We start from the raw sequence: 26,005 nt of genomic DNA on the forward strand, positions 1-26,005 counted from the left end.
GGATCTTGCTTAGTTGGGACGGTAATGATAATCCAAAGCACTGGTCACATTTTTAGCTTGGTCAATTATCGCTTTTAAACGTTGATAAATATCGTACTCGTAATATTCGGTAACTCCTCTTGGATCTGTCTTACTTGTCATTCCGACCAAAGGTTTGTAAGTATACGTATTAACCATGCTGTTCGGCAGATTTGTTCGAACTACTAACTCTTTACTGCTATTAACTGATCCTATACCTGAAAAATCAAAACCGTTAAATGCAGCTAAAGCTTGTGTATAGGTTGCATTTTTGATCACAGCAATCGGATAAAGACTTAAATTATCCCACAAATATGAGGTAAATGTTTTATCGGGATTTAAAAACTCGAGCAGCTTCCCTTTACTGTTATACTTCGTGAAGGTATAGTCATTCTTATAAAAGTTGCTATAAGCTGTTAAAACCTGGGGAAGAGTTGAATTAAAAGAATAGGTTTTAGATGGAAGATATGTGCTTAAAGTATCTTTATATTCTGTCCTGGAAGCAGCAATAACCTTATTGTCTATAAGAGAGATTTTTTCAACAGGGATACCCTTTAGATTTTTGTTTATCATTCCAATACTTACTGCATCAGAATAGTTAAAAGGATATTTAATCAACTGCTGCTTGATTTTGCCCTGGCTACCTGTCATCTTTACGGAAGTTAATAATGAATAGGCGGGATCATATAGATAATCTTCTTTTACTTCCTGAGCCGCAATCCCATTGACAAAAGATGTTGTTGTTTTATTGTCGAGAATACTTTCTTCAACTTTAACATCATAAAATCCAATAAAAGCTCCGTCAATCGTACGTAGTGGTCTTGGGACAAAAGTCTTGAAGACCGGGAAATTCTTCACAATACTAACCTTATAATTGAATGTATCTTTTTGAATAATGACACCATTTTTATCATAGGTGCTCTTACTTTTTGTTGAACCATTCAAGAAATTTTCCATAGTTGGAAAATATGGAATATATTTTTCTGCTCCGGCCCCCAATAAACGATTCGCATTATTCTCAAACACATAGTCTGTGTATCCATTTCCTTCCATATTTTCCCTTACTTCTCTATATCCAACAATATTTCCTTGCGCAGCGTTACTAAAAGGCACTATAGATGAGGTACTTGAAATGGAATATATACTACTTGGTTTTAAATTAAAATCAGGAAAGGGGTATCCTATGAGACTCGATGCAGTATAATAACCTGGAGCAACGATTTGTGTTCTTGTAAATTCAGGATTGTACATAGAAGTAGTTCCTTTGTAAATAAACGATCTAGTCTCGTCTTGTCCTCCACTGTTATTCACGATTTTTTGAATTCTCAGTCCTGCTCCACCTTGTACAATCTCAGAAACTAAAGTAGGTTCTAAATATTCAATACCAGCATAAACGGAAAAATTGACATAACCAGGTACACCGATAAGTAATTTCAGCCTATATTTCCCTTCGGGAAGTCCTCCGAAAGCACGATTATTAGTTTTCACAAAGTTCAACTGTGAATGAGCGGCATAAAAATCATATCTTCCGGACTCCATAAGAGGTGGTTTGTATTCAACATAGTTATTGCCATCAAATTTCTCTAGCCAAACAGTAAAACTCGTACTTGATCCTCCACAACTTATGCTAGACGAATTGACCTTTCCGACTCGCATCTCGAGTTTGATACCATCAACATAACTATTTATTTCAAAAACTTCACTTGTTACAACTTTACCTGTTGTTCCATAGATATCACATGGATTGTTATAATCTTTTCCTAAAATTGCGGCACTAACACCTGAAGACTTAAGTTTGTTGAATAAATAAGAAATATTCTGATTGATATTATGTGGCTCATAATAAAAGTCCGATGTTCCACCTGTGGGATACTTTATCTGGTTAAGCATCATGTTTTGGAGTAGTTGTGGCTTTGGACGTTTATCCCTACCATACAAAATTTCACCAACCATTGATACTGTTGGCACTGTCTCAAAAGCTTTTGGAGACCCTTCAATCTGTCCCATATTATAAAATCCCCAAAAATCCGTCTCAAAGGAATTTTTTGGAGGTAGATCGTTCAAATTGTAAACAAAAGTATGCTGTGCTCCGTTGTTTTCAACAATACGATCTAACATTAATCGTTTATTTAAATAGTCAAAATCACTACTACCACCCCAGCCCCTATAAGATTGTACAAAAGAGAATGATTTAACCAAATTCCCCCGACTATCTTTTATTATTACTGAGGATATTCCTTTTGGAACATTTTCATTTACTATGGATAATAGATCAATTCTGGGAGATGTTGCATTAATCTGTATGGTACCGCCATTAAAAGTGACACCAGTAGGTCTCAACTGGGTAATTTTGCTATAAGAATACGTAAAATCGTGGTATTTTCTTGCTAGTTGAATGTGTGTTGTTGGTATTGTGGTGGCATCATCAAATTCAAGAAGGTCAGGATCATTTGTGCTATACAATTGTTCATTTAGTACTATTGGTGTATAGAAATATTCTTTTTCATAATGAAATGTTACGCGATTTTTGAGCGGAGATTCGATAAAGGTTAAATAAAAAGCAGTTGTTTGAACACCTTGATTGTTAAACGGGATTTCTCTTAATTCTTTATCACTTTTTGATAACAGGCCGGATGAATTTAATGAAAACCCCATAGATGTTTCAGCTTCTTCAAATCCATATGTATATCCATCCAGATCCTTTACGACCCAACCTCCAGGAAAATTATAGGTAATATCTAAATAGCTTTTGGGATTAAGCAGGATTGCCTTAGCCGCCGTCTGCGTATTTGTAAACCCCTTATATGTTGTACCTACTCTATCAAACATCATCTTTCCTGAAAAACCGGCAAAATTATAGTAATACATATCTGGCTCTCCTTTGCCGCCAAAATTAAAATAAGGCCAATACTTCTCGCTCAATTGAGGTTTTGTCATGACATAGAGATCAGATTTGAGTTCTTCAAGATTAGGATTGTCAGAATAATAACTCTTGAAAGCTCCATTGGAGGCCACAAAATCATCTTCACCATTAACGGACTTCGTGATGCAACCAGCTAAATTTAAGGTCCAGCCCAATCCTAATGAGCTGGCTTCCTGAGCAAGTCTAATTCCTGATCCATGGTAAGATATGCTAATTGGTATTTTTTTCCCATCCAGATCTATTTCGTATAACGGGATGTCTATATTTGGAACGCCTGTATAGTGTCCAACAGGAATTTGTCCATATAGTCCCAAAGAAGCGGTATTGGGGGAAACCGGTGTAATTTTAAATCCTTCCTTATCATTTGCCTGCTGACTCAATACCTTTAAGGGAAAAATTAGGATAATGACAGAAACATAGAAAGCTGTTCGTAAATTTATTTTCATTCCTTTATTATTTTTATCTATAATAGATATCTTGTTTATAATTTTAGTATACGCTTCGAATAACCACAAATAAACCTAATCATTAGGAAATTACCATAGTTAGTGATTTTAATCTCAAATCTGATTATTATCAATCCTCACGAATGGTATTTTATTATTAATAATAAGTAAATAAATATGGTTAATGTTTGAAGTTAATACAGTAAGCATTAACCTTTCACACAATGAAGTTATGAAATTTTATAATATTTTTAAGTTTTTTTTTCTCAAAAATTACGAATCTTTCAATCATCTATTAAAACAGCCAAAGTGATTCCAAATAACCACACGTGTTTTGCTTACAAAATCTATGTGGGTAAAATGTTCTATTATTGATATTTCGAATTATTTAAAAATAAAAGCATAAATTAAACCTGATAACTAACTCATAAGGACATAACTACTAAGCACCTAAGAATCAAACGGAAAATTTCCATTCCTTTAGGAAATATAGTATTCGAATGTTCATTGATAATAAGATATTTTTTAAGGATGTTACATGAAAATTCTAAATGATATTAAAGTTAATTTAAAAAGCTCTTAGTATACAGATAATAAAACTTACGGTTAAAAGAATTATTAACCATTCGTTTTATTGTTACATACTGCCATATTTAATATAACCAGGATCTATTTCTTTTCTTCCAATTCTTTAATCCTTTTTTCCTGTGCATTAATTTTTTCAGTTGCCTGAATGAGATGTAGCGTAAGCTCTTCTACTTTCTGAAGTAGATCGATCTGAAAGGAACCCACATTAATTCCTGTTTTCTCCATTTCCAAAGCACTTGGAATTCCTGGGAGGTGCTTATTTTTTTCAATAAATAACTTTACAGAATCTAACGAAGGAAGATTATAATCTTTTTCAAAGACAAAATCTGCTGTCTTTAGAGTATTCACTCTTACTTCATGTGCACGAATGGTTCCTACAACATCCAAGCGGAATTCAGGACTACTTGTTCCTATACCGATGCGGCTTTCATTGAACTGTCTAAATGAACGGGTTTGAGTATTATCTTCATTTACTGGTGTAGCAACTGCAAGACCTGTTTGAAGACTTTCAACGGAAGCAGTGTGAAGAAGATGAAATTTAAGCTTTACACTTACTGTGTTTGCAGTAGATACCAGGTGATAAATAGGGATCCTTGAGTTAACCGGATCATAGTCTCCTATTGCCCACTGCGCTGCCATCGGCTCACTGGCAGCAATGATCTCGCTGTTTTGACTTAAATAACCGGTAGCAGTACCTACAGAAACAATATCTATTCTCTTTGTTAATACGCCACGGCTCAACTGACTATTATATCCTCCGGTAAGTTGAATTTCAATATTCCCATACATATTTACTCCTAGTGGTATATTGATGTAACTCACCATCTTCGTTGCATTCGGAAAAGCTACATTAAATGATTTTTCAAAAAAATGTTGCGCTTGTAATTGAACTGATAACATTAATCCCAGAAAGCTCAACGTGGCGGTTAAAATGTGTTTTGACATAATTGCTAATTTTATATAACTGGTTAATTCAGGAGTAAAAATATAATATTTTTAGTGTAGTTGGTAATGTCAATTCGAGACTATACTTCTTAGAAATTAAGCTATTACTAAAAATCCGCTTTGAAATATTAGCAAATTGAGCTCATTTGGAGATGATTTTGTGATTTGAGATCTATGGTTTTGATTTCGAAAATTAGGTATGCTTTTATAAGATAATTAAAGAGCTACTGACTCATATCAATTGAAAGAAGTGATTTGAATAAATTGTTAATTTTTATAAAATAAAATGCCGCCTTTTAAGCGGCATTTTATTTTAATATACTATTATCTCTGAGTTCCACCAGTTTCATCTGTGGCATAACCTTCAAGAATATTAATACTTAAGTAAGAAGCATCTTTATTTATATCCATAGAAGACGTAGCATCTTCCTTATAAATAATTGGCCTATACTTTTCTTTATTCAGTATGTAATCATCAAAAAGATAGTTTCTATTTACAGGGTCATAAGCTTTATAATCATAATTTGATTCTTTTCTTAACAAAATAATATTTGGTAATTTATCGGAATAATAAACCGTAAGATAAGCAAGAGTTGACATCTCTACATAACCATCTTTTGGTTTAGTAACACCATAATATTTACCTGGTATTAGATAGCATATTCCTCCTACCCGTTTCCACATTGTGATATACTCTCCATTAATTGCTTTAAAAAATGAACGTTTTTGATCATACCATATAAATATCGATCCTATTACAATGATAATTAAGACAAATATTTTTAACGTTTTTTTCATAAGATAAAATTATTTAGGGCCACGTTATGGATTAGGAGATTGGATTTTATAGGCCTCGCTATGTCTTGAATTATACTATGAGTATCCTACATTATGTCAAATCTTTTGAGCTTGCGGAGTAGTGGATCCATCTGTAGCAAAAGTTCCTGCTATTGATGTATTAAAGACCTACAATACAAAAAGTCTCAAAAAGTTAAACACTTTTTGAGGCAAATATAATTTTTAAAGAACTTGGTTATCTTTCATTATAAAAAACCTTTTTAAACAGCCGCTTATATGCTTTAATATTTCGTTTTTTCACTACAAAACCATCCACTTCAATCGGTTTACTAATTTTAATTTAAAATTGCCTTTTCAACTGGCAAAAATAATATTAAAGGTTCATAGTCATATTCCATTAGTACATATCCCTTTAAATAAAAAAGATAGGCTATAGAGTATTTTGTATTAACAGATATCCAAAATTTCTTTCTTAAATATAAATCATCGTCATCTGGCTTTAAAGTTATGTATTTATCTACCAAAGTATCAAAGTCTAATATACTATCTTTAGCAATTTCATCATCAATATCAAAGACTTCCCTTTCTCCAACTATCTTTTTTATTTTTTTTTCTTCTTGCGGATTTATTAGTATGTCTTCCAAAAAATAGTAAAAAGATCCTTTAGTAGATAAATTTTCATCAAAATAGTTTTTAAACCACATAATTTTGCCTGTGAATATTTTACCTTCTGTGGTTCTTCCGAAAATTGAGATGAAACTCATTCTTTCAAAATACACCTCGTTACTATCCTTTAATACAAATTCGTTAATAATATTCTTTTTAACCACTTTTTTTCCAATCTCTAACTGAGATTTTTGCGGTATTTCTTTATTTAATTTAAAACTATTTGGTTCTCTTTGACTTTCATTTGTACAGGCACAAATAATAGTTAAAGTCCAAAGAGCTGCAAAAATTCTTATCATTCTAAATACTATCGTATTTCAAAAATTTAATTAATAAAATTGTGGCTAAAGAAGATAGACAAGTCAAAATTATGTAAGATAGACATAGAACTTGCTTAGTAATATTATCGTTACCCTTAATATCTATAAAAATATTTTCATATTTATTTTTCCTATAAAGAAGATTGTAATTTGTTCCAACAAAAATCAATAAAACAACTACAATGGTATAATAATTTAAGCTCATCTGCATATTCAACACAAAGTAAGATATACCATAATAAAAAGTTATTAAGTTTAAAACTAACAATAAAACACTTCCATTTAAAGAATAAATAAATGGATCAGGATCGCGTCGTTCATAAAATCGGTAAATAAAATAATTTAAATAATAGAATGATGCCATGTTTATTTTATTTTATATTTTTTCCAATTTTCCTTTAATTGTTTCTCCAATGTATCCAAATATGTATTTAGAGATACTAATGAAATAGAAATCGGTGTACGATAAAATTTATAATTATTTTTAAGAATCCATTTTGATAATTTGTTACTTTCTTCATCAATATAATGCTGTGCTATCTACAATAAATAACAGAACACCTGGGGATTTTTACAAAAATTATTTGAATATATGATTATAAAGATTAAAACAAAGAGCTTATTATCTTAATTATCATAAACACAAATAGTACTATTGTTCCAATAAACCCTCTAAATGTCATAGAGTCATCCCAAATATTCTTATTACGCCCTTTTCTTATAAAGAGATAGACAATATAACTAAAAGCTACTATAGCAACTAAAATGTATAGATATTCATTAAAGTAAGAAAGCTCTACTGCCATTTTCTTAAAAGAATCATCAAATACTCTTCTCATATTTTAACAAATTTAATTTTATTTTTTAAATCTGTCTCCACTCAAAGGTAGCCACCCCACATCGTATAATAGCCAACCTTGAGCTGGACACAAACAGCGACGTATCTCTCAAGATAATTAGCAAATACGAATGTGGAGAAGCTTTACCCTCGCTCTATGCTGCAAAGAAGAAAGGATAACCAAACCCAAGGAGCATCTGAAAAAATAATATTATTCTACTATATGTTATAATATTTAGTATATAAATAAAATATAACCTTTTTTTTAATCCAATAAAAATAATTTTTACAATTATTCTTGATTACTAAAAAAATTACAAAGGTCAAGAGTATTTACAAGAGCTCGGCAAACAAATAAAAAATTAGAGATGATAATGGTTAGTTTCAAGATTTTTGGCAGAACTGTGTGAGATAGCTATTAGACTATTGAGACGCATTGAAAGAGCAACAAATTCAACTATTTTCATTTTAAAAAAATCACAGATAAATCTAATATTACTATGAGTGAGCTTTTGGATTTTTAAGAGTGAAATTCTAAAAATTTTTGAAGTATGTAGATAAAAAAACGAGCGATCAAATAAATCTTGATCGCTCGCTTTATTTATCAATTTTCTATTTTTGATTGCTCCAGTTTTTTAGTAGGAGGTCAAGTGGCTGCATAAAAAAGTTTCCTATTCTATAGTGATGAGAAAGAAAATAAATTAGAATTTCAAAAAATTAAATCGCTTAACGACATATTTCCATGGAATAATTAAAGTTAATAAAACGCATCCAGCAAATATAACTCTATATCTAAATACTTTAACAAAATCAGGTAGATAAAACTGATCATACTTTACATCATAAAGTAATTCCACCTTATCCCCAGAGGAATATCTGGAACAATCTTCATAAGGAAGGTTTATTGAATAATCCTTATTTTGAAAGGAGACCTTCATTCCAGAAGCCATTCTTGGTGCAGCTGTACAAGAGGTACTAAGTACTGATACTTCCTTTACGTTATTGACAACATCTAAACCATGATAGCGTAAGTAATGAAACATCGCGTACATAAAGAAAGATAAGGTTATCAGAATAAAAAAAAACTGATTTTTATAATACATGTAATTTAAATTTTCATCCAATTATTCTAAGATTTTTGTTATTGTCGGTTCTCCTGATGTTACCATTGGTACTAGTTTCTGGTTTCTAAATAACATATCCGTTAATGCTGCCGTTCCTCCTGATTTAAACGAATCATTCACCGTTTTAACACCTAAATAAGCATTTTTATAGCTATTATGTCTCGTCGTTGCATCATTGAGCGCATTAGTTGCATTTTGTATTCGATTTTGTGACAACCTCCGATTTTCAGCTTTTTTCAACCGTCTAGTTGCCTTAACTATTTCTTTACTTTGCCTATTCATATTTCTTTGCAACTTTTTTTGCAGCTTATCCACATATTTAATCGGCATAGCCTGTAATAATCCGCCTGTTAAACTTTTCCAAAAATTGTAATCTCCGGTTTCCAATTTATCAGACATAACACTTTGCATAGTATTTGAAAGAACATCAATTCCATATTCAATCATATTCTTAAAAACTTCTTTTCCCGCCCCTTTAGTAACAGTATTTTTAATTGCGTCAATTCCTCCAGTAACAGCACCAATTCCTCCTGAAATTCCGATTGACCATAAATTTATATCCTCCGTCATAGCAGCAGATAAATTATTCTTCCCTTTAAAAAAATAATTATTACCTACTTGACCTATATAATCTGACAAAGCACCTAAAACAAATCCAGTAACCCCAGGCATCTCTCCATTATCATCAATGAATGAAATAGGGTCATTTACGACATAAGCATAAGGAGAAACTTCTGGATAATAATCAGCTGCTGGATCAACAACATTCCATCTTCCTACTTCAGCGTCGTAGAACCTAGCGCCGTAATCGTATTGCCCTCCAAGCTCGGACTGCCTTTCTTTACCATTGTAAAGATAATTATTATTTCCTCCTGCTACAACCTTTTGTTTTCCAAATGGATAGTAATCGTCTTTCTGCAGGACTTCGACTGCATAGTTACTAGATGGGTTACGGTAAATAATTGACCTCACATTACCCAAATGATCTGTCAGATTATATCGGTAAGTATAGGTTCCATTACTGTTACGGTAGGCTACTCCCTCGCCGGTATGGATCAGTTCGATTGCTGTTCCGTTGTATTCAATACCCCCAACATAATCCCTGTTCCCACCCTGAGTGGAATATTTACGCAGTTTCGTTCCCATAGCATCGTACAGGTAACCGACTTTGACTGTCTTTGCATCATTCCATGCGGAATCCGGTAGGTTAAGATGGTTGTAATTGAAGTTCATACCGGTGCGGTCTTTCTTCGCATTGCCATTCACATCATACGTATAATTGCCGGAAAGCCCTCCCCCTGTTACACTTAAAAGTCTGTTGCTTTTGTTGGCATTATTATAAGCATACGTTATGGTCGCTCCGTCCCGTGAGAGGGTTCTGATATTGCCCATATCGTCATAGGTCAGCAATTCGGACATAACGGTTCCTGTACTCATGCCGTTTTTCAGTCTATTAAGTGCATCATAAGTGTACTTGAATACATTGGAGAGTGTGGGACTGCCATGCGCCCAATATTGCTCGGCGATATTACCATTGTACTGTTTTCCAGCAGATGCATCATTGTACTTCAGAGCATAACTAAACTGTGGTGAACTGGCACTACTGGTCCAGCCCCGTTCATTATAAGCATACGATACACCGGTATGGAAGTTGGCTCCGTTTTTATCCCCGCCTACATTCTTTTTCTTCAACTGTCCGATCTCATTGTATTCGTTCTTGACAAGGGTAACAGCCATTGACGCATCTCCGATCTGGTGTGTGGTCAGCAGTAAACGTCCGACATGATCGTATTCATTGCTCATCACTGTGGTCGTTGCTGTACCGTCTTTATCTTTGTGAATGCGTGTGCTGGTCTTTAACTCCCCGACAAAACTGTAGGTATTGGTCACCACATCAGTACCTTTGATATGGTTTTCTGAAGAGCTCTGAATAACACGGCCATAGTCATCGTAATAGTTAATCGTCAGCAGAGGCAGCGTGCCATCATCCTTGGTAACACTGACTCCTGTCAGTAAACCTTTGGTTTTGGTGCTTTTTGTAGCACCTATAAATCCTAGGCCTGCTGTGCCACTACCTGTGAAACTATAATCGTCATAGTAGTTCGTAATCAAAACGGCTGGTGAGCCGACCGGAAAGCTGGCCGTGGTATAGCTGGCTGCTCCGTAGCGCTCTTCCCAATATTTCTTATTCAGACTGACATCGTCCTGTGCCAGTTTCTGGCTCGCATAGTTTTTAGCATAAGTCCCGGTGACGACAATCCTGCCGAAGGCATCGTATTTGTTGTAACTCCATTCATTTGTTGGTGTTTTACTTCGCTGTACAGCATCCTGTGTCATCACAAGCTGATCGTTTTCATTGTAAACCAACCATTCCCAGCCTTTGCCAGGCACTTTCTTTTCGACAAGTCTTCTTCTACCATCGTATCTGTAAGCATACACCAGTTCATGGAAATCACCGGTGGTAGCTTCGGTTACCGTGACACTAGCAGTAGTGTTCAACGTCGCGAACCCCGGAGGGATGACATATCGCAGATCGCCGAAGTCATCATAAACATAATATGTATTCAGTGATTTACTCTCTGTCTCCCAGAGACGTTTCAGAACAACACGATCTTCAAAGTCCTTGTATTCGTCTACTGAACCAGTACGGCTTGTTATATTGCTACTGTTCTCGTCCCTTACCGTGGTACGGTACAGTTTTCCTGCTCCGTAATTAACTATGCTCTTGGTACCGTTGGCTTCAATTGTCCAGAGCTTCACAGCATCGAGTCCCGTAGCGGTATTGGTACCATAGGTTGTCTTAACGGTATGCCCTGTTCCCTCTGCGGCCAATGGCTGCCAGTCTGCTCCAGGTGCTCCCTGCTCCTGCACACGGTTTAGCGGGCTGTTCTCGAAAACGGTTACTGCAAAGGGTTTATCCGTGCGGACAACTCCGGCAATGTCTACCCCTGCATTCTTATTATAAAAATTAACAACAGAATCTTTACCACTTATTTTATAGGATCCGTTACCTTTATTATGAGCATAGGGTAAGTATTTGGTACTCTCCCGTCCAAATCCGTCATACTCGATATGCTGCACTATATCTTTATAACTCGGGGATGCCATCAGCTGCACCGTCTGCAAGGGTCTACCTAGACCATCAATATACTGGATACTCTGGTTTTCCTCATCTATGGTACGCTGGGCATTAAGGGTTGCTAAAGTAACACCAGCTTTTTTGAATATTTTGGTCAGGATGTAGTTCTGACCTGTACTCGGCTGGCTCAACAGATTCTGGAATCCGACGATGCTGATCGTAACACTCTTGCCGGACGGTTGCACCGGAATATGGAAACCGTTCTTTAGCGTTATACTGCCAAGCGCCTGGATACTGGTCTGACCGGTATAAGCAGTCAGTGAGGTATCCTTAGGTAATACCTGGGCTTGTGCACTTAGGACTAACGCAACAGCTATGATGGTTGATATATGTCTTTTCATAAAATAATCTCGATTAATTGCTGCGATAATGATAAATAAAAGATCTGTTTACATACTTCAGATGGTCAAGTATTGCTTTTAAACGTTGCATACCATCATATTCGTAATATTCGGTTACCCCCCGTGAATCAGTCTTGCTTTTCATTCCAACAAGAGATTGATAAGTATAACTTGTAATCATAGCTTTGGATAAACTTGGGGCGGTTCGCAATTTATCGATAGCAGCTGTAACTGCCGCTTCAGTTACTTGAGGAGAATTCAAATTGTCCATCGTAGCTTTAGTTAGAACTTTTTCAATTTCTGCATAAGTGGCATTAGTGATCTCTGCTATCGGATACTGCCCCCCATACCCCCAAACATAGGTCATTATCGGTGATGTGAGTTTTTGAAAACTTTCAATACTCCCATTTAAGGCATTATAATTAAATGTAAACTGGTTTGAGATAGTACTTCCTTTAGAATAGTGGGTTTCTACAGCAGGTAGCAAATATTTATTGTGGAATAATCCATAGGTAAAACTGGATTTTGAAATCTCTTTCCCTGCATTATAAATGGTAGTAACCAATGGCTGACTAACAATATTTTTCTCCAGTAACATATTAATATAATTCATTCCCATTGATTCCGGATCACCAGGGTATATATATTTAAAAATTTGATCATTATTATCTGATCCCTTTAAACTTTGGCTTTCCAGATTATAACTTGGAAGTCTATAAGACCAAGATTGCTCCGTCTGAATTGTTCCTGAATTAAATTCTTTACTTACTTTTTTTAATAATGGATTGGTCATATCATAAATGACATAAGGTTGATAAGAGGTTAGTGTAGTATGACTCACCGAATAACCCTTACAATCTAGCTCTTCAAAACTGTTTCCTCTCACAATCCCCCCATCTAAAATGACTTTAGAATAATTATATTCTTCATTCTCATAACTATAATTCATCTGTTTAACTATTTTATGCTGTTTATCATAAATAATTTCAGTCTTAGGTTTACCATTTATATGAAAGAAGCTTTTTATTGGAAAATAATTATAACATAATTGAAAAGGATCACTAGTATTACCTGGAAATAAATGATTATGACTTCCAGAGGATGTTTTTGCATATTCATTTTTTATATTAAAAAACTCATGGTCAATATAACCCTGATGTAAAGATTGATTATCAACTATACTCTCTCGCACATTTGTATATCCAACTATAGCTTGCTCATTAGGAATATATATTGTTGGATCAGAACTAAAAATTACATTCTTGTACAGACTTGCGAGTGCAAGGCAAAAGTCATTTTCAGGTAACTCCTTACGTTCAACAATGTCATCTTTATAATTAATGTAAGGGTGGGACAGTTTACCCGAGGATCTATTACTATTAAACTGATTATAATCATACTTCTTGCCGAATTGTTTAATTGTTTTATCATAATAGTCTAATGACTTGACACGGAGACCACCAATATTGACATTTAACCACCCGCCATTCATCTCTACCTTACTTTCTTTAATCGTCACTTTTGTGGCAAAGTAATATATTTTGTTGTTGTCTGGAGCGCCTGGATTATAAATTACATTCCAGGGTTCATGTAAGGATCTAAATCTTATAAAATAACTTCCTTTAGGTAAAGAGGTTATACCAGTAGATTCTATATTAGAATGATAGAATGTTTTAGCAATCACTCCTGTTGAAGCATTGACAACTTCAAAAGCTACTTTCTGAAGATCTTGATAATTAATTGTGCAATAATAATTGGATGCTCCCCCCGGATTATTGAAATCTCCACCACAAATTCTTTCTAAAATAATCTGCGGATTATAAGAAGAAGCTGGATCTATTTGAAATACCTCAGTTTGGACAACTGTAGATTCATAAAGTGCTACATATTCTTTTAAGCTTTTCGAATCAAAATCGTAACCCGTATTTATTGAGTCACTTTTATTATAAAAAATATTATTTAATTCATATTCTACCTTCGTTCGTTGTCCTTTATTGTTTTCAATCTCTACCAGCGAACCGATTAGCCCTGAAGAGAGTTTAGGTGATCTGATTCCGTAATTATTGCTATAAATATTGTTAAAATTCGTGAATCTAATATTTTTGGTACAAAAATTCCCAGGACAGTATATATCATCAGTACAATAATAATCAACATTATTTTCTGGAATTCTGCCTATGTTTTTTTCACCATTATTAAATCCATAATAGTCAATGGAATTTGACAATTTGCTTGGAAGTGAATCCGTTTTATGATAGGAGAATACAAATTGTTCATCGCCAATTTTTAATTCATCAAGCTTTAATCTCAAATAATGGCTTTTTTCTCTCTCATAATTAGGGATCGTTGTATTTTGATTGAAATATGAATACTTAAAATCAGCCTGATGTATAATTTTGCCCGAAAGATCCCGTAACTGAACTTTATCAAGTTTCTGATCATTTATTTTTACGTCAGGATATTTATGAAAGAAAAGAAAATTTGTTCTATATGGATATACACCACAAATAGGTAGATCTAATCGATCAGAATAATGAAACTCCAACGAGCCCAAAGTAAATTGAATCTTATCCAACTGGTGTATTTGTCGTTCAGTTAAATATGCACTGTAACTGCTAACGAATCGATTTATTTGATGATTAGATGATCCAGCTATGCAGGCGTTTATAGAAACGCTTTGACTAATAGTGGGTGTCTCACCGGAATTTGTTAACTTGTAAGTAAATAGTATATTTTCTAAATTGGGTTTTGTAATTTTACTAACATGCCATGAAGTCATTATTGGATTTTCAAAAGTTGATCTTCGAATAAAATCATCTATTGCAACTTTTGGAGAAGAATTTTGTCCAGAATTATTATTAGAAACACTGAGGGCATAATCGATAACATCAAATACATATACATTCCCCTTTTCATCAAGAACATTGAAAGTTTTATTGCTCCAATCAAATGCTATTCTAATTTTATCTTCTTTATTTAATAATTTTGCCTGCAAGATATTTTTACCTCTTCGTTGAGGTAATACAAATTTCACTAATTTATCGCCTAAGTTCAATGTAAATATATCAGGTTCTGTATCCCAATTAGAAACTCCTAAATTTCTCAAATCTGTAAGTAAAGAAAAACGATTCTTACTTAATGCGTTTTGAAGAGAGTCCGAGAAAAAACCACTATAAGTGGGAAGATTTATATTAGTACTTAAATAACCATTGTTATTTAATCCGTCTATTGCCTCAATATCGCTCAAGCCTTTTATTTCTCTCGATATTGTCGGATGATTATAAATATTCCATCCTAAACCTACTTTACCAGATTCCTCCATCACACGTACCCCACCTCCACTATAGGAAAGAAAAACTTTGAGGAGTGGATCTCCTGCGAAAGAACTTAAAAGATTATAGGATAATTTGAGACGACCTGAATACAAATCTACTCCATCTTCCTGTAGAACAGGAAAATTAGTGTACTTGGTATTCACAGTAGTATACTCATTTAAAGTATTGACGGTATATTGACCAATTGCATTGATTATACCATAAAAAAACAGAAAGATTATTAAATTTATTCTTTTCATAGACATACTTTCACTAAAGCCGATAGGCGGAAAAACTTCTTATTTGGAATTAACAGTAGAAATTATAATTGATTTTAAATATGGACGCTAGCAGAAGGGTATTGAAAATTCCTTTCACTTGAAATAATTAACCATTATTGATTTGATTTCGTTTAATTTACACCATCAAACCAATCTTGAAATTCAGAAATTGCAGGTTATCTCTTTTAATAAAGATGTTTCCGAAAAGCCTTTTAAAGAAATAATAAGGAATTACATAAGGCAAAACCATTATGTGGAATAAAATAATTAAATAATAGAAAATCATTGTTGATTATATAATACAAGTTAATATGACAATAATAATGGGCTATAATTTCACAACTGATGAATGAAATTAAAATTTTTCATAAAAATAATGTTTTACAAGCAAATAACAAAGCATATAATCTACCATATTTAAAAACATGTTCACAAAATGATATTATATAAACCAAAAATTTATAAACACGAGTATTTCAATGAAAATCAACAGGATATTATTAATATTAAATGCATTGCTAACCAAAATTCTGGAGGTGTTTATTTTTTTCAATAAATAATTGTACGGAATCTAAAGATGGAAGACTATAATTTTTTGTCAAAAAAACAAAATTTGCTGTTTTTAAGGTATTGACTCTTACTTCATATGCACGAATGGGTCCGAATACATCCGAGCGGAATCCAGGGTTAATGGCGCCAATAAAGATACCGCTTTTATTTAACTGTCTTAATAAGCAGGTCTGGGTGTTATCTTTATTTATTGGTGTAAAGACTGCTATAGCCTGTATAAGATAAGACCTTAAACTACTTGAAAGATATTACTGCGATTCTAGTTTTTCGAGACGGTCAATTAAGATATCCATATGTATAATTATTTATAGATTTTTTTAGCAAAAGAACTTGCACACCAACCTCCTAATATCCCTCTATCCGCTTGATATTTAATCGCTCATCAGGGATTATAAGGCAGGAAAAGCCTATGCTATGTACAATAAATAATAGAACAACTGGGGGTTTTTACAAAAATTATTTGAATATATGATTATAAAAATTAAAACAAAGAGCTTATTATCTTAATTATCATAAACACAAATAGTACTAGTGCTCCAATAAACCCTCTAAATGTCATAGAGTCATCCCAAATATTCTTATTGCGTCCTTTTCTTATAAAGAGATAGACAATATAACTAAAAGCTACTATAGCAACTAAAATGTATAGATATTCATTAATGTAAGAAAGCCCTAATGCCATTTTCTTAAAAGAATCATCAAATACTCTTATCATATTTTAACAAATTTAATTTTATTTTTTAAATCTGTCTCCACTCAAAGGTAGCCACTCTACATCGTATAAATAGCCAACTTTGAGCAGGACACAAACAGCCACGTATCCCTCGAGATAATTGGCAAATACGAATGTGGAGAAGTGCTAAATTTATCGTCTCTATTTTCTTAGATCCTGTTGAAGGAGGAACCGTCATCATTCCATTTCAACAACTAGACGAAGGTATATTAGTTTGACGCGACTAATTCATTTATTAATTCATGATGCTGAAAAGCATTGCCGAAATAAATAGCTAAGCCCAACATTTCTGTCGGGCTTCGTGGTTCTATCTGGAACAAACAACTTTATATACTAATTCATCAGTAAAAATGTCTACATCCAAGAATATTTTTTTTCAACAATAATCTTCCTTAAAATAATAATACTTTTAAATCTATCTTTCATTGTTTTTATGCAGATAATCCAAAATTTCTTCCCTTAATTTATACTCATCTGAATTAGGCTTATATTTTTGTTCATTCAAAAAATCCGTCACGGTCAACTCTTGCCTTGGTGATTCATTGTGAGCTTGTCTTACATAACAGTATTTTGGAATTTTTGCTTTTTTATCAATTATAAGATACTTCAATATGTGGAGATTATCATAGATTATTGCTTCGGAAAATGGGCCATAGCCATCCTTATAATCGTAACTATTGATATCTGCTCCATTCTCTACAAGTAATTTTACCAAATCCAAACAATCGCTTTTACAAGCTTCAAGCAAAGGTGTCTTCTTTGCAACAAAATCTGCATTAAGGAATTGAATAGGAACACTATCATTAACATTACCTTTATGGTCAATTAATAGTTTCATTACATCTAGGTCACAGATTTGTCTTTTAAATATATTATCACAAGCCAGAAGCATAGGGGTTGTTAAATCAATTTCACCATCTGCTGATCTCATGTTGGGATCTGCCCCAGCTTCCAATAAAATTTGAACAGATTTATCCAAATTATTAACAACAGCTAACATTAAAAGTGTATGGCCATATTTCGGCTCTTGTATATCTGGAGAAATTTTGGAAATCCTTAATATTTCTTTAATCCTTCCCTTAGATTCGTTTTTCACTGCGCTTGCCAATTCTTCAGCAGCAGTACCTTTAAAAAGATCAAAATCAAAACCGGGAGCAGGTCTCCTGCAACCATATACAACAAATAGCATTATCATTAAAAACCATTTCATAAAATCCTATATTACCTTTTCATTAAACTCTTGATAACACTCATAATACTGTGACCGTTTGATCTACTACTTTCTCCATATGGAGAAATCATTTTTATATTTCCTAGAGCACCTGGTAAAACACTTAAATCTTGAGCAATTGTCAATGGATCTGACTTCAATTGATAAGATGTTATATTTCCCCAATTACCAAAAGCAGCACCAATTCCTCCATATTTGATTCTAGTTGGAAGGCTTAAACCGGCAGAATTAAAAGTTATTGCTTTATCGCCCGTAGCTAGTGAATTTGCAGATGCTTCACCACCACCTAGAGAATGACCTACATAGGTTAATTCTTCACCATTTAGATTCTCTTTAATCTTCTTTGCATTTGAAACAGATGCATCGTATTGTTCTGATGTTCCTGATATTTGACCTAAATTAGCAAAAACGTCTTGCAAATTTTTAATATCTGGAATTTCTGTACCAGCAGTTGCATACGAATATTCTGTCACACCATCTGTAGTCCTTTCATATAATGCTGACTTAATGCCATTTTGCGAATTAGTAAAATTAGATTTTGACAGTCCAACATATCTATTGCTAACTTTCCATCCTCCTATTAATTCAACTTTTTCTTTGGGATCTTGATAAACGTGAGCTGCTATTCTTGCGGCTTCCTCAGGAGTTGGTTCTTCCAACATCCCATCTGGATCAATATATCTCAACGGATTATTATAAGCATATCTATATGGAGACCATCTTCTGTTTACTTCCGCCAACGGGTCCACCACATTCCATCTTCCGATATCCGCATCGTAGAACCTTGCGCCATAATCATATTGACCTCCAAGCTCGCCCTGAATTTCTTTACCATTATAAAGATACTTATTATTTCCGGCCGCAACAATACGCTGTTTTCCAAATGGGTAAAAATCATCTCTCTGCAGAACTTCGACCGCATTATTAGTAGGGTTCCTATAGATCGTTGACCTTACGTTGCCTAGATGGTCTGTCAGGTTATAGCGGTAAGTATAAGTTCCGTTACTGTTTCGGTAAGCCACTCCCTCGCCCGTATGGATCAGTTCGATTGCTGTTCCATTATATTCGATACTGCCGACATAATCCCTATTTCCGCCTTGTGTAGAATATTTACGAAGCTTCGTTCCCATTGCATCGTATAAGTATCCAACTTTGACTGTCTTAGTATCATTCCATGCAGAATCCGGTAGGTTAAGATGGTTGTAATTGAAGTTCATACCGGTGCGGTCCTTCTTCGCATTGCCATTCACATCATACGTATAATTACCTGAAAGCCCTCCTCCTGTTACACTTAAAAGTCTGTTGCTTTTATTTACGTTATTATAAGCATAGGTTATCGTGGCTCCGTCTCGTGTTAGGGTTTTGATATTGCCCATATCGTCATAGGTCAGCAATTCGGACATAACGGTTCCTGTACTCGTGCCGTTCTTCAGTCGGTTGAGTGCATCGTAACTGTAATTAAATACATTGGAAGGTGTTGTGCCATGTACCCACTCCTGCTGTGCAATGTTACCATTGTACTGTTTTCCCGCTGAGGCATCGTTATACTTTAGCTTATAGCTGAACTCTTTGGAACTGGCGCTGCTTGTCCACCCCCGTTCATTGTACGCATACGATAAGCCTGTATGGAAATTAGCTCCGTCCTTATCCCCGCCTACATTCTTTTTCTTCAACTGTCCGATCTCATTGTATTCGTTCTTGACAAGGGTAACAGCTTTACTGACATCTCCGATCTGATGTTTTGTCGCCAGTAAACGTCCAACATGGTCGTACTCATTGCTGATGACGGTGGTGGTTGCTGTACCGGCCTTATCTTTATGGATACGGGTGCTGGTCTTTAACTCCCCGACAAAACTGTAGGTATTGGTCACCACATCGGTACCTTTGATATGGTTTTCTGAAGAGCTCTGAATAACACGACCATAGTCATCGTAATAGTTGATCGTCAGCAGAGGCAGCGTGCCATCATCCTTGGTAACACTGACTCCTGTCAGTAAACCTTTGGTTTTGGTGCTTTTTGTAGCACCTATAAATCCTAGGCCTGCTGTGCCGCTACCACTGAAACTATAATCGTCGTAGTAATTGGTAGTCAGAACGGCTGGTGAGCCGACCGGAAAGCTAGCTGTTGTATAGCTGGCTACTCCGTAACGCTCTTCCCAATATTTCTTATTCAGATTGACATCGTCCTGTGCCAGTTTTTGGCTCGCATAGTTTTTGACATAGGTCCCGGTGACGACAATCCTGCCGAAGGCATCGTATTTGTTGTAACTCCATTCATTTGTTGGTGTTTTACTTCGCTGCACAGCATCCTGTGTCATCACAACTTGATCGTTCTCATTGTATACAAGCCACTCCCAGCCTTTGCCGGGTACTTTCTTTTCTATAAGTCGTCTTCTCCCATCGTATCTGTAAGCGTACACCAGTTCATGGAAATCACCGGTGGTAGCCTCGGTTACCGTGACACTAGCAGTAGTGTTCAACGTCGCGACCCCCGGAGGGATGACATACCGCAGATCGCCGAAGTCATCATAAACATAATATGTATTCAGTGATTTACTCTCTGTCTCCCAGAGACGTTTCAGAACAACACGATCTTCAAAGTCCTTGTATTCGTCTACTGAACCGGTACGGCTTGTTATATTGCTACTGTTCTCGTCCCTTACCGTGGTACGGTACAGTTTTCCTGCTCCGTAATTAACTATGCTCTTGGTACCGTTGGCTTCAATTGTCCAGAGCTTCACAGCATCGAGTCCCGTAGCGGTATTGGTACCATAGGTTGTCTTAATGGTATGCCCTGTTCCCTCTGCGGCCAATGGCTGCCAGTCTGCTCCAGGTGCTCCCTGCTCCTGCACACGGTTTAGCGGGCTGTTCTCGAAAACGGTTACTGCAAAGGGTTTATCCGTGCGGACAACTCCGGCAATGTCTACCCCTGCATTCTTATTATAAAAATTAACAACAGAATCTTTACCACTTATTTTATAGGATCCGTTACCTTTATTATGGGCATAGGGTAAGTATTTGGTACTCTCCCGTCCAAATCCGTCATACTCGATATGCTGCACTATATCTTTATAACTAGGGGATGCCATCAGCTGCACCGTCTGCAACGGTCTGCCCAATCCGTCGATATACTGGATGCTCTGGTTTTCTTCTCCGATAGTACGTTGGGCATTAAGAGTCGCTAAACTGACACCTGCTTTTTTGAATATTTTGGTCAGGATGTAGTTCTGACCTGTACTCGGCTGGCTCAACAGATTCTGGAATCCGACGATGCTGATCGTAACACTCTTACCGGATTGCTGTACCGGAATATGGAAACCGTTCTTTAAGGTAATACTGCCAAGCGCCTGAATACTGGTCTGACCGGTATAAGCAGTCAGTGAGGTATCTTTGGGCAGTACCTGAGATTGTGCACTCAAACCTGATGCGATAGCTATTGTAATTGATATATGTCTTTTCATTTTGCTCAATTAGTTGGGGCGGTAATGATAGTCCATCGAAGTGGTCACATTCTTGATCTGGTCAAGAACGGCCTTAAGTCGCTGCATACCGTCGTATTCATAATATTCGGTAACTCCTCTTGCATCAGTTTTACTGGTCATGCCAACAAGTGGTTTGTAGGTATAACTTGAAATCATGGATTTGGACAGATTGGCATGATTTCGGAGTTTTGTGGCTGCATTCTTGATCAGAGTTTCCATAACGGCTTCTGTATGAACCGGGTTGTTGAGAGCATCTATTTCAGTCTGAGTAAGAACAGTCAATACCTCTGCATAAGTAGCATTTTTGATCTCAGCAATTGGATATTGACCTCCATAACCCCATAGACAAGTAGTAATTAGACCGTTGGCTGATACAAATGATAAAACATTGCCATATTGGTCATATTTGGCAAAAACAGTTTTTTCAAACGAAATTCCATTATTAAAGACCTCTATACTAAATGGTTTAAAATTCAGCTTGCTGTAATTAGTTATGCTACCATAATCTGTATGCTTTGAGATCTTATTATTATTTATTATTTTATCTTCATATACCACAGGATTAACAATATAATTTGCAACCATCTGTGAGTAAACAGATCCTTGTGATGAGAAATCTTTTGGATATTTATAATTTGTTATAGATTTTGTTCCTCCACTTAAAATAGTTTCAATTTTATTAACTTTTCCATTATCTATATTATATTGATAGGTAGATGCATCCACAATTTCCATTTTATTATTTACCTCTGTAGCAGTATGTTTAATTTGAACATTCCGCTCAGACAAAATTGGATAAAAATTAATATATAATCCTCCACCAGTATAACCAATAACTTGATCCACTTTAAATCCACGATAATATTTTGAGTATAACTTGCTATATTCAAAATTTTCTTTTTTTCTGAGCTCACCTGCTGAGTCATAATATTCTATAGCGCTAATTAAGCCATTTTGATAACTTGGCAAAGTTGGGAGATCGCCAAAATATTCGTCTGCCTCATTCAGAAAACGGTATACCATTTTCCCTAAATTCTTATTATTAGCACCGACTTGAATTCTTTCTACATAACTGTAACCCACTGTATTTCCCTTCGCGGAATTAGATAATGGAATACTACTTGATGAATAAAGTGCCCATTGATTAGCAAAGCTGGTAGTGGTCGAATAGCTTGTTGCAATTCTAGCCTGAACATAAGATATAGGAGTAGTCAGAATTCCGGAACTTTTTCCGTCAGCATCATTATAATTAAAGGAATCCTTCTTAACTATTTGATTATTTATATCTCTCCATGTCATTTTATTTACTCGAAGGCCACCTCCATGATATTCACTAAATTGACTGGCAATATTGCCAACACCCGTCGTTAAAAGTTGTTTCTGAAAAGAAGCTGTAAATTTTAGATTTGGCCCGCCTGAAACAGCGGGTAAATAATCTGGCAAAAGCTCACATTCCAACTCATAATCACCTGGACTCAAAGGTTTTACAAAAGAAATTTCTCTAGCTTTCATTTTACTTTGAGGGCCATTGGGTATTATCACATCTGTTCCAGTACCATAAAAATTAGATTCATATACAATAGATTTTGTATTGTCACTATTTTTTTTCCATATCCTGATCTCACTACTCTGCAAAACTTCCATGTCTGCTGAACCATATTTGTCATTATAAGTGGGATCTCTCGGTTCTGACAAAGTTGCCTTAAAACTGACTTCAGCACCTCCCTCTATGCTAAATTGAGCTCTTTTCATTGATTGCGACGAAGCTTCATTATTATCATTAACAAACGCACCATCGCCATTTTGAGCTAGAAATTGTAAAAGATCACTGTCAAATTTTTTTGTTTGTTCTATGGAAGGTATTCTATAATTTTTAAAGGAATTCAACCCCCAATCAAATTCAAGTGTACCACCTGTTGGATACTGGATGGTCTTTAACATACCCACTTTTGCATGGGAAGAACTAGCCCCCCGGTTTCCTCCTTTAAAATTTAAAAATTGTTCAGGGAATTGTCCTAAATTTCTTGAATAATTTCTCAAATCGATATTTCCTACTGCATTTGGTACAATCATATATTTTCTATCCGTAGTTATCCTATCGAGATACAAAATATTAGGTATGTAATCTACATTATTCTCACCATTAAAATACCCCCAATGATCGACTGCTGCTGATGTTTTCAAAGGAAATTTTATATCGTCATAATACTGGAATTTATGAAGATTTTCATAAACACTATTTGCATCTCCTTTGATGGAAAGCGAATTTAACTTTAAACGTTTAGAATAGAACTCCTCTACATTTGTAGGTGTTTTGATAACGCTGGTTTGATAACCCGAAAAACCGTGAGCGTAGCTACCACCTACCATCGAAGATTCAAAATAGGAATAGTCCAACTTTGCACTTTTAATTACTTTATTATCTGAATTACGAACGACATCGATACGATCAAGTTTTCTTGGCCCAGTACCGAAAATATCCGCCCTAGTGCTCAAAATGAAATTAATACTTTCTAAAGGACTTGATATCGAGGTCAAATAATAACTGCGAACTCCTTTATCCGTGATTAGATCATGCATATAATTTACGAACCCTTCCTTAAATAAATGGTAACCTACATATTCTGGAATACTATTTTCGATTCCATAATTTTGATATTTAAAATCTATAGCGTTACCTACAGGACTAATTATTTTTGATAGCAGCCACGACGTTGTTTCTGAGCTTTCACTGGCGGTTTCCTGAATATTGAAGATATACTTATAACCATCTCCATTTGTAATGCTCCAACTGTAACTCTCATATTTTTCAACCTTATAGTTATTCTTGATATCCAAAATAACAGGTTTCAACGTACGTGGTTCTAAAAAAAATTTAAATGAATCTCCTGGTACATTTACATAATATATATCTGGTTGACCCTGTCCATTATTGTAAGCATTTAGGAAAAAATCATAATCTTGAGCTCCATTTGTATATCTTTGATAGTAATAACTATAATCATTAAAAATTTTACTATTCATCGATTGAAGATATATTTCAAACTCTTCTACAGATAATAGATTTTTTAAAGGTGTAATAGATTCAATATTCAATGTATTTACACTTAATCTATCTCGATAAGAAATAGAATCTAATCCAGAGGCGTTATCAGTGGCACCTATTTTTGATCGAATAATCGATCCGAAAGACATGTTCCATCCCAAACCAAGCCACGAAGCATCTTGGCTAACTTTGAATCCTATAGAATTATATGATAGATCAATCGGAATATTTAAATCCTTATAAATCAAATTATGAATTGGAATTGAAATTTGTGGACTTCCGGTATACATTTCCATATTTTGCTCACTTCTCATAGCCTGATCTAAGCTGTTAGATGATAGTGATGATCGAATCGGAATGTCAATTTCTAATTGCGCTTTTGCTGTTAAACAACAGAGAGATGTTAAAAGCAAGATACAAATACTTTTCATATATTTTTTTTACTAAAATTTACTATTTATTAAATCATTATTTTAAATTATTATTTTAATTACAATAAGTAATATGAAAAAGATAAATCAAACAATCTATTTTTCCATTTCCTTATAACATTCAAAAAAACACATTTGATTAAGATTATATTAAAAGTTTGCTTAGGGCTATGATATTCCATATTATTCATAACATAGTTAATAATGCATCAATTTTAATTAAAAACTAACTGCAATTCTCTCCTTAACCGCAAGCCTTTCCATTTATATACAGCAAGTTTTGTTGCTTCGAGTCAAACGTTATGTTTTGATTGAATAAATATATTTCCATACCACGAAAACGATAAATTCATTAAACGGGAAAGTTTTCCATGTATTAATAATAGTACTTAAAATATTTTAACAATAACTCTCAATTAAAATGTGATTTATAATTGCAGTTTTTAAATCAAGCGCAAAAATATATAATAAAATTAATTTAAATAAAACAAAAATGAAAAAAAATCACAATTGAATTAATTCTCATCATTTTATATAAAGAACATTGCAAATAACGACTGCTACTTTCCTTTTAAAAACCTAACACACTGCAACCTAAACAGTACCTAGTCAGCAAATTATCGATAGATATCAACTTGAAAATGTTTAAAAATCAAGTTTGATTACACATGTCAACTATCTAAACTCTATTATGTAGTACTAAAGTCTAACTTTATCCAGCAGCAAATAATTTTAAAAATAAAAGGTGTTATGTTAAATTTCAGATAACCC

11 protein-coding genes are annotated in these 26,005 nt (G+C 34.4%); all 11 read right to left on the minus strand.

The genetic code is table 11. The features are described 5' to 3' along the window. Positions 1–9 precede the first annotated feature (9 nt). Positions 10–3,387 carry a hypothetical protein gene (locus tag ACFS6I_RS10930; RefSeq protein ID WP_380920428.1) on the minus strand — a complete coding sequence of 1,126 codons (3,378 nt, stop codon included), beginning with the start codon at positions 3,385–3,387 and terminating at the stop codon, positions 10–12. A 669-nt stretch (positions 3,388–4,056) separates the two neighbouring features. Next, positions 4,057–4,920 (minus strand): hypothetical protein, encoded by an 864-nt coding sequence (locus ACFS6I_RS10935; protein WP_380920430.1) that lies wholly within the window; start codon positions 4,918–4,920, stop codon positions 4,057–4,059. 324 nt (positions 4,921–5,244) lie between these two features. After that, the gene (locus tag ACFS6I_RS10940) at positions 5,245–5,718 is read right to left on the minus strand and encodes a hypothetical protein (protein ID WP_380920432.1); all 474 of its coding nucleotides are present in this window, start codon (positions 5,716–5,718) and stop codon (positions 5,245–5,247) included. A 335-nt stretch (positions 5,719–6,053) separates the two neighbouring features. Further along, positions 6,054–6,683 carry a hypothetical protein gene (locus ACFS6I_RS10945; protein ID WP_380920433.1) on the minus strand — a complete coding sequence of 210 codons (630 nt, stop codon included), beginning with the start codon at positions 6,681–6,683 and terminating at the stop codon, positions 6,054–6,056. Positions 6,684–7,309: 626 nt separating this feature from the next. Continuing rightward, entirely contained in the window at positions 7,310–7,543 is a 234-nt protein-coding gene (locus tag ACFS6I_RS10950) for a hypothetical protein (RefSeq protein ID WP_380920435.1), read from the minus strand. Between the two features lie 700 nt (positions 7,544–8,243). After that, entirely contained in the window at positions 8,244–8,645 is a 402-nt protein-coding gene (locus tag ACFS6I_RS10955; RefSeq protein ID WP_380920437.1) for a hypothetical protein, read from the minus strand. Between the two features lie 21 nt (positions 8,646–8,666). Next, positions 8,667–12,146 carry a DUF6443 domain-containing protein gene (locus ACFS6I_RS10960; protein ID WP_380920439.1) on the minus strand — a complete coding sequence of 1,160 codons (3,480 nt, stop codon included), beginning with the start codon at positions 12,144–12,146 and terminating at the stop codon, positions 8,667–8,669. A 13-nt stretch (positions 12,147–12,159) separates the two neighbouring features. Then, the gene (locus ACFS6I_RS10965) at positions 12,160–15,720 is read right to left on the minus strand and encodes a hypothetical protein (RefSeq protein WP_380920441.1); all 3,561 of its coding nucleotides are present in this window, start codon (positions 15,718–15,720) and stop codon (positions 12,160–12,162) included. A 1,739-nt stretch (positions 15,721–17,459) separates the two neighbouring features. After that, complete coding sequence (locus ACFS6I_RS10970) at positions 17,460–18,254, minus strand: ankyrin repeat domain-containing protein (protein WP_380920443.1); 795 nt, start codon at positions 18,252–18,254, stop codon at positions 17,460–17,462. Between the two features lie 11 nt (positions 18,255–18,265). Beyond that, entirely contained in the window at positions 18,266–21,736 is a 3,471-nt protein-coding gene (locus tag ACFS6I_RS10975) for a DUF6443 domain-containing protein (protein WP_380920445.1), read from the minus strand. A 9-nt stretch (positions 21,737–21,745) separates the two neighbouring features. After that, positions 21,746–25,234, minus strand: a complete 3,489-nt coding sequence (locus ACFS6I_RS10980) for a hypothetical protein (RefSeq protein WP_380920447.1) — start codon at positions 25,232–25,234, stop codon at positions 21,746–21,748. Positions 25,235–26,005: the final 771 nt, after the last annotated feature.

It is taken from the genome of Sphingobacterium anhuiense, assembly GCF_042686355.1.
GTDB lineage: Bacteria > Bacteroidota > Bacteroidia > Sphingobacteriales > Sphingobacteriaceae > Sphingobacterium > Sphingobacterium anhuiense.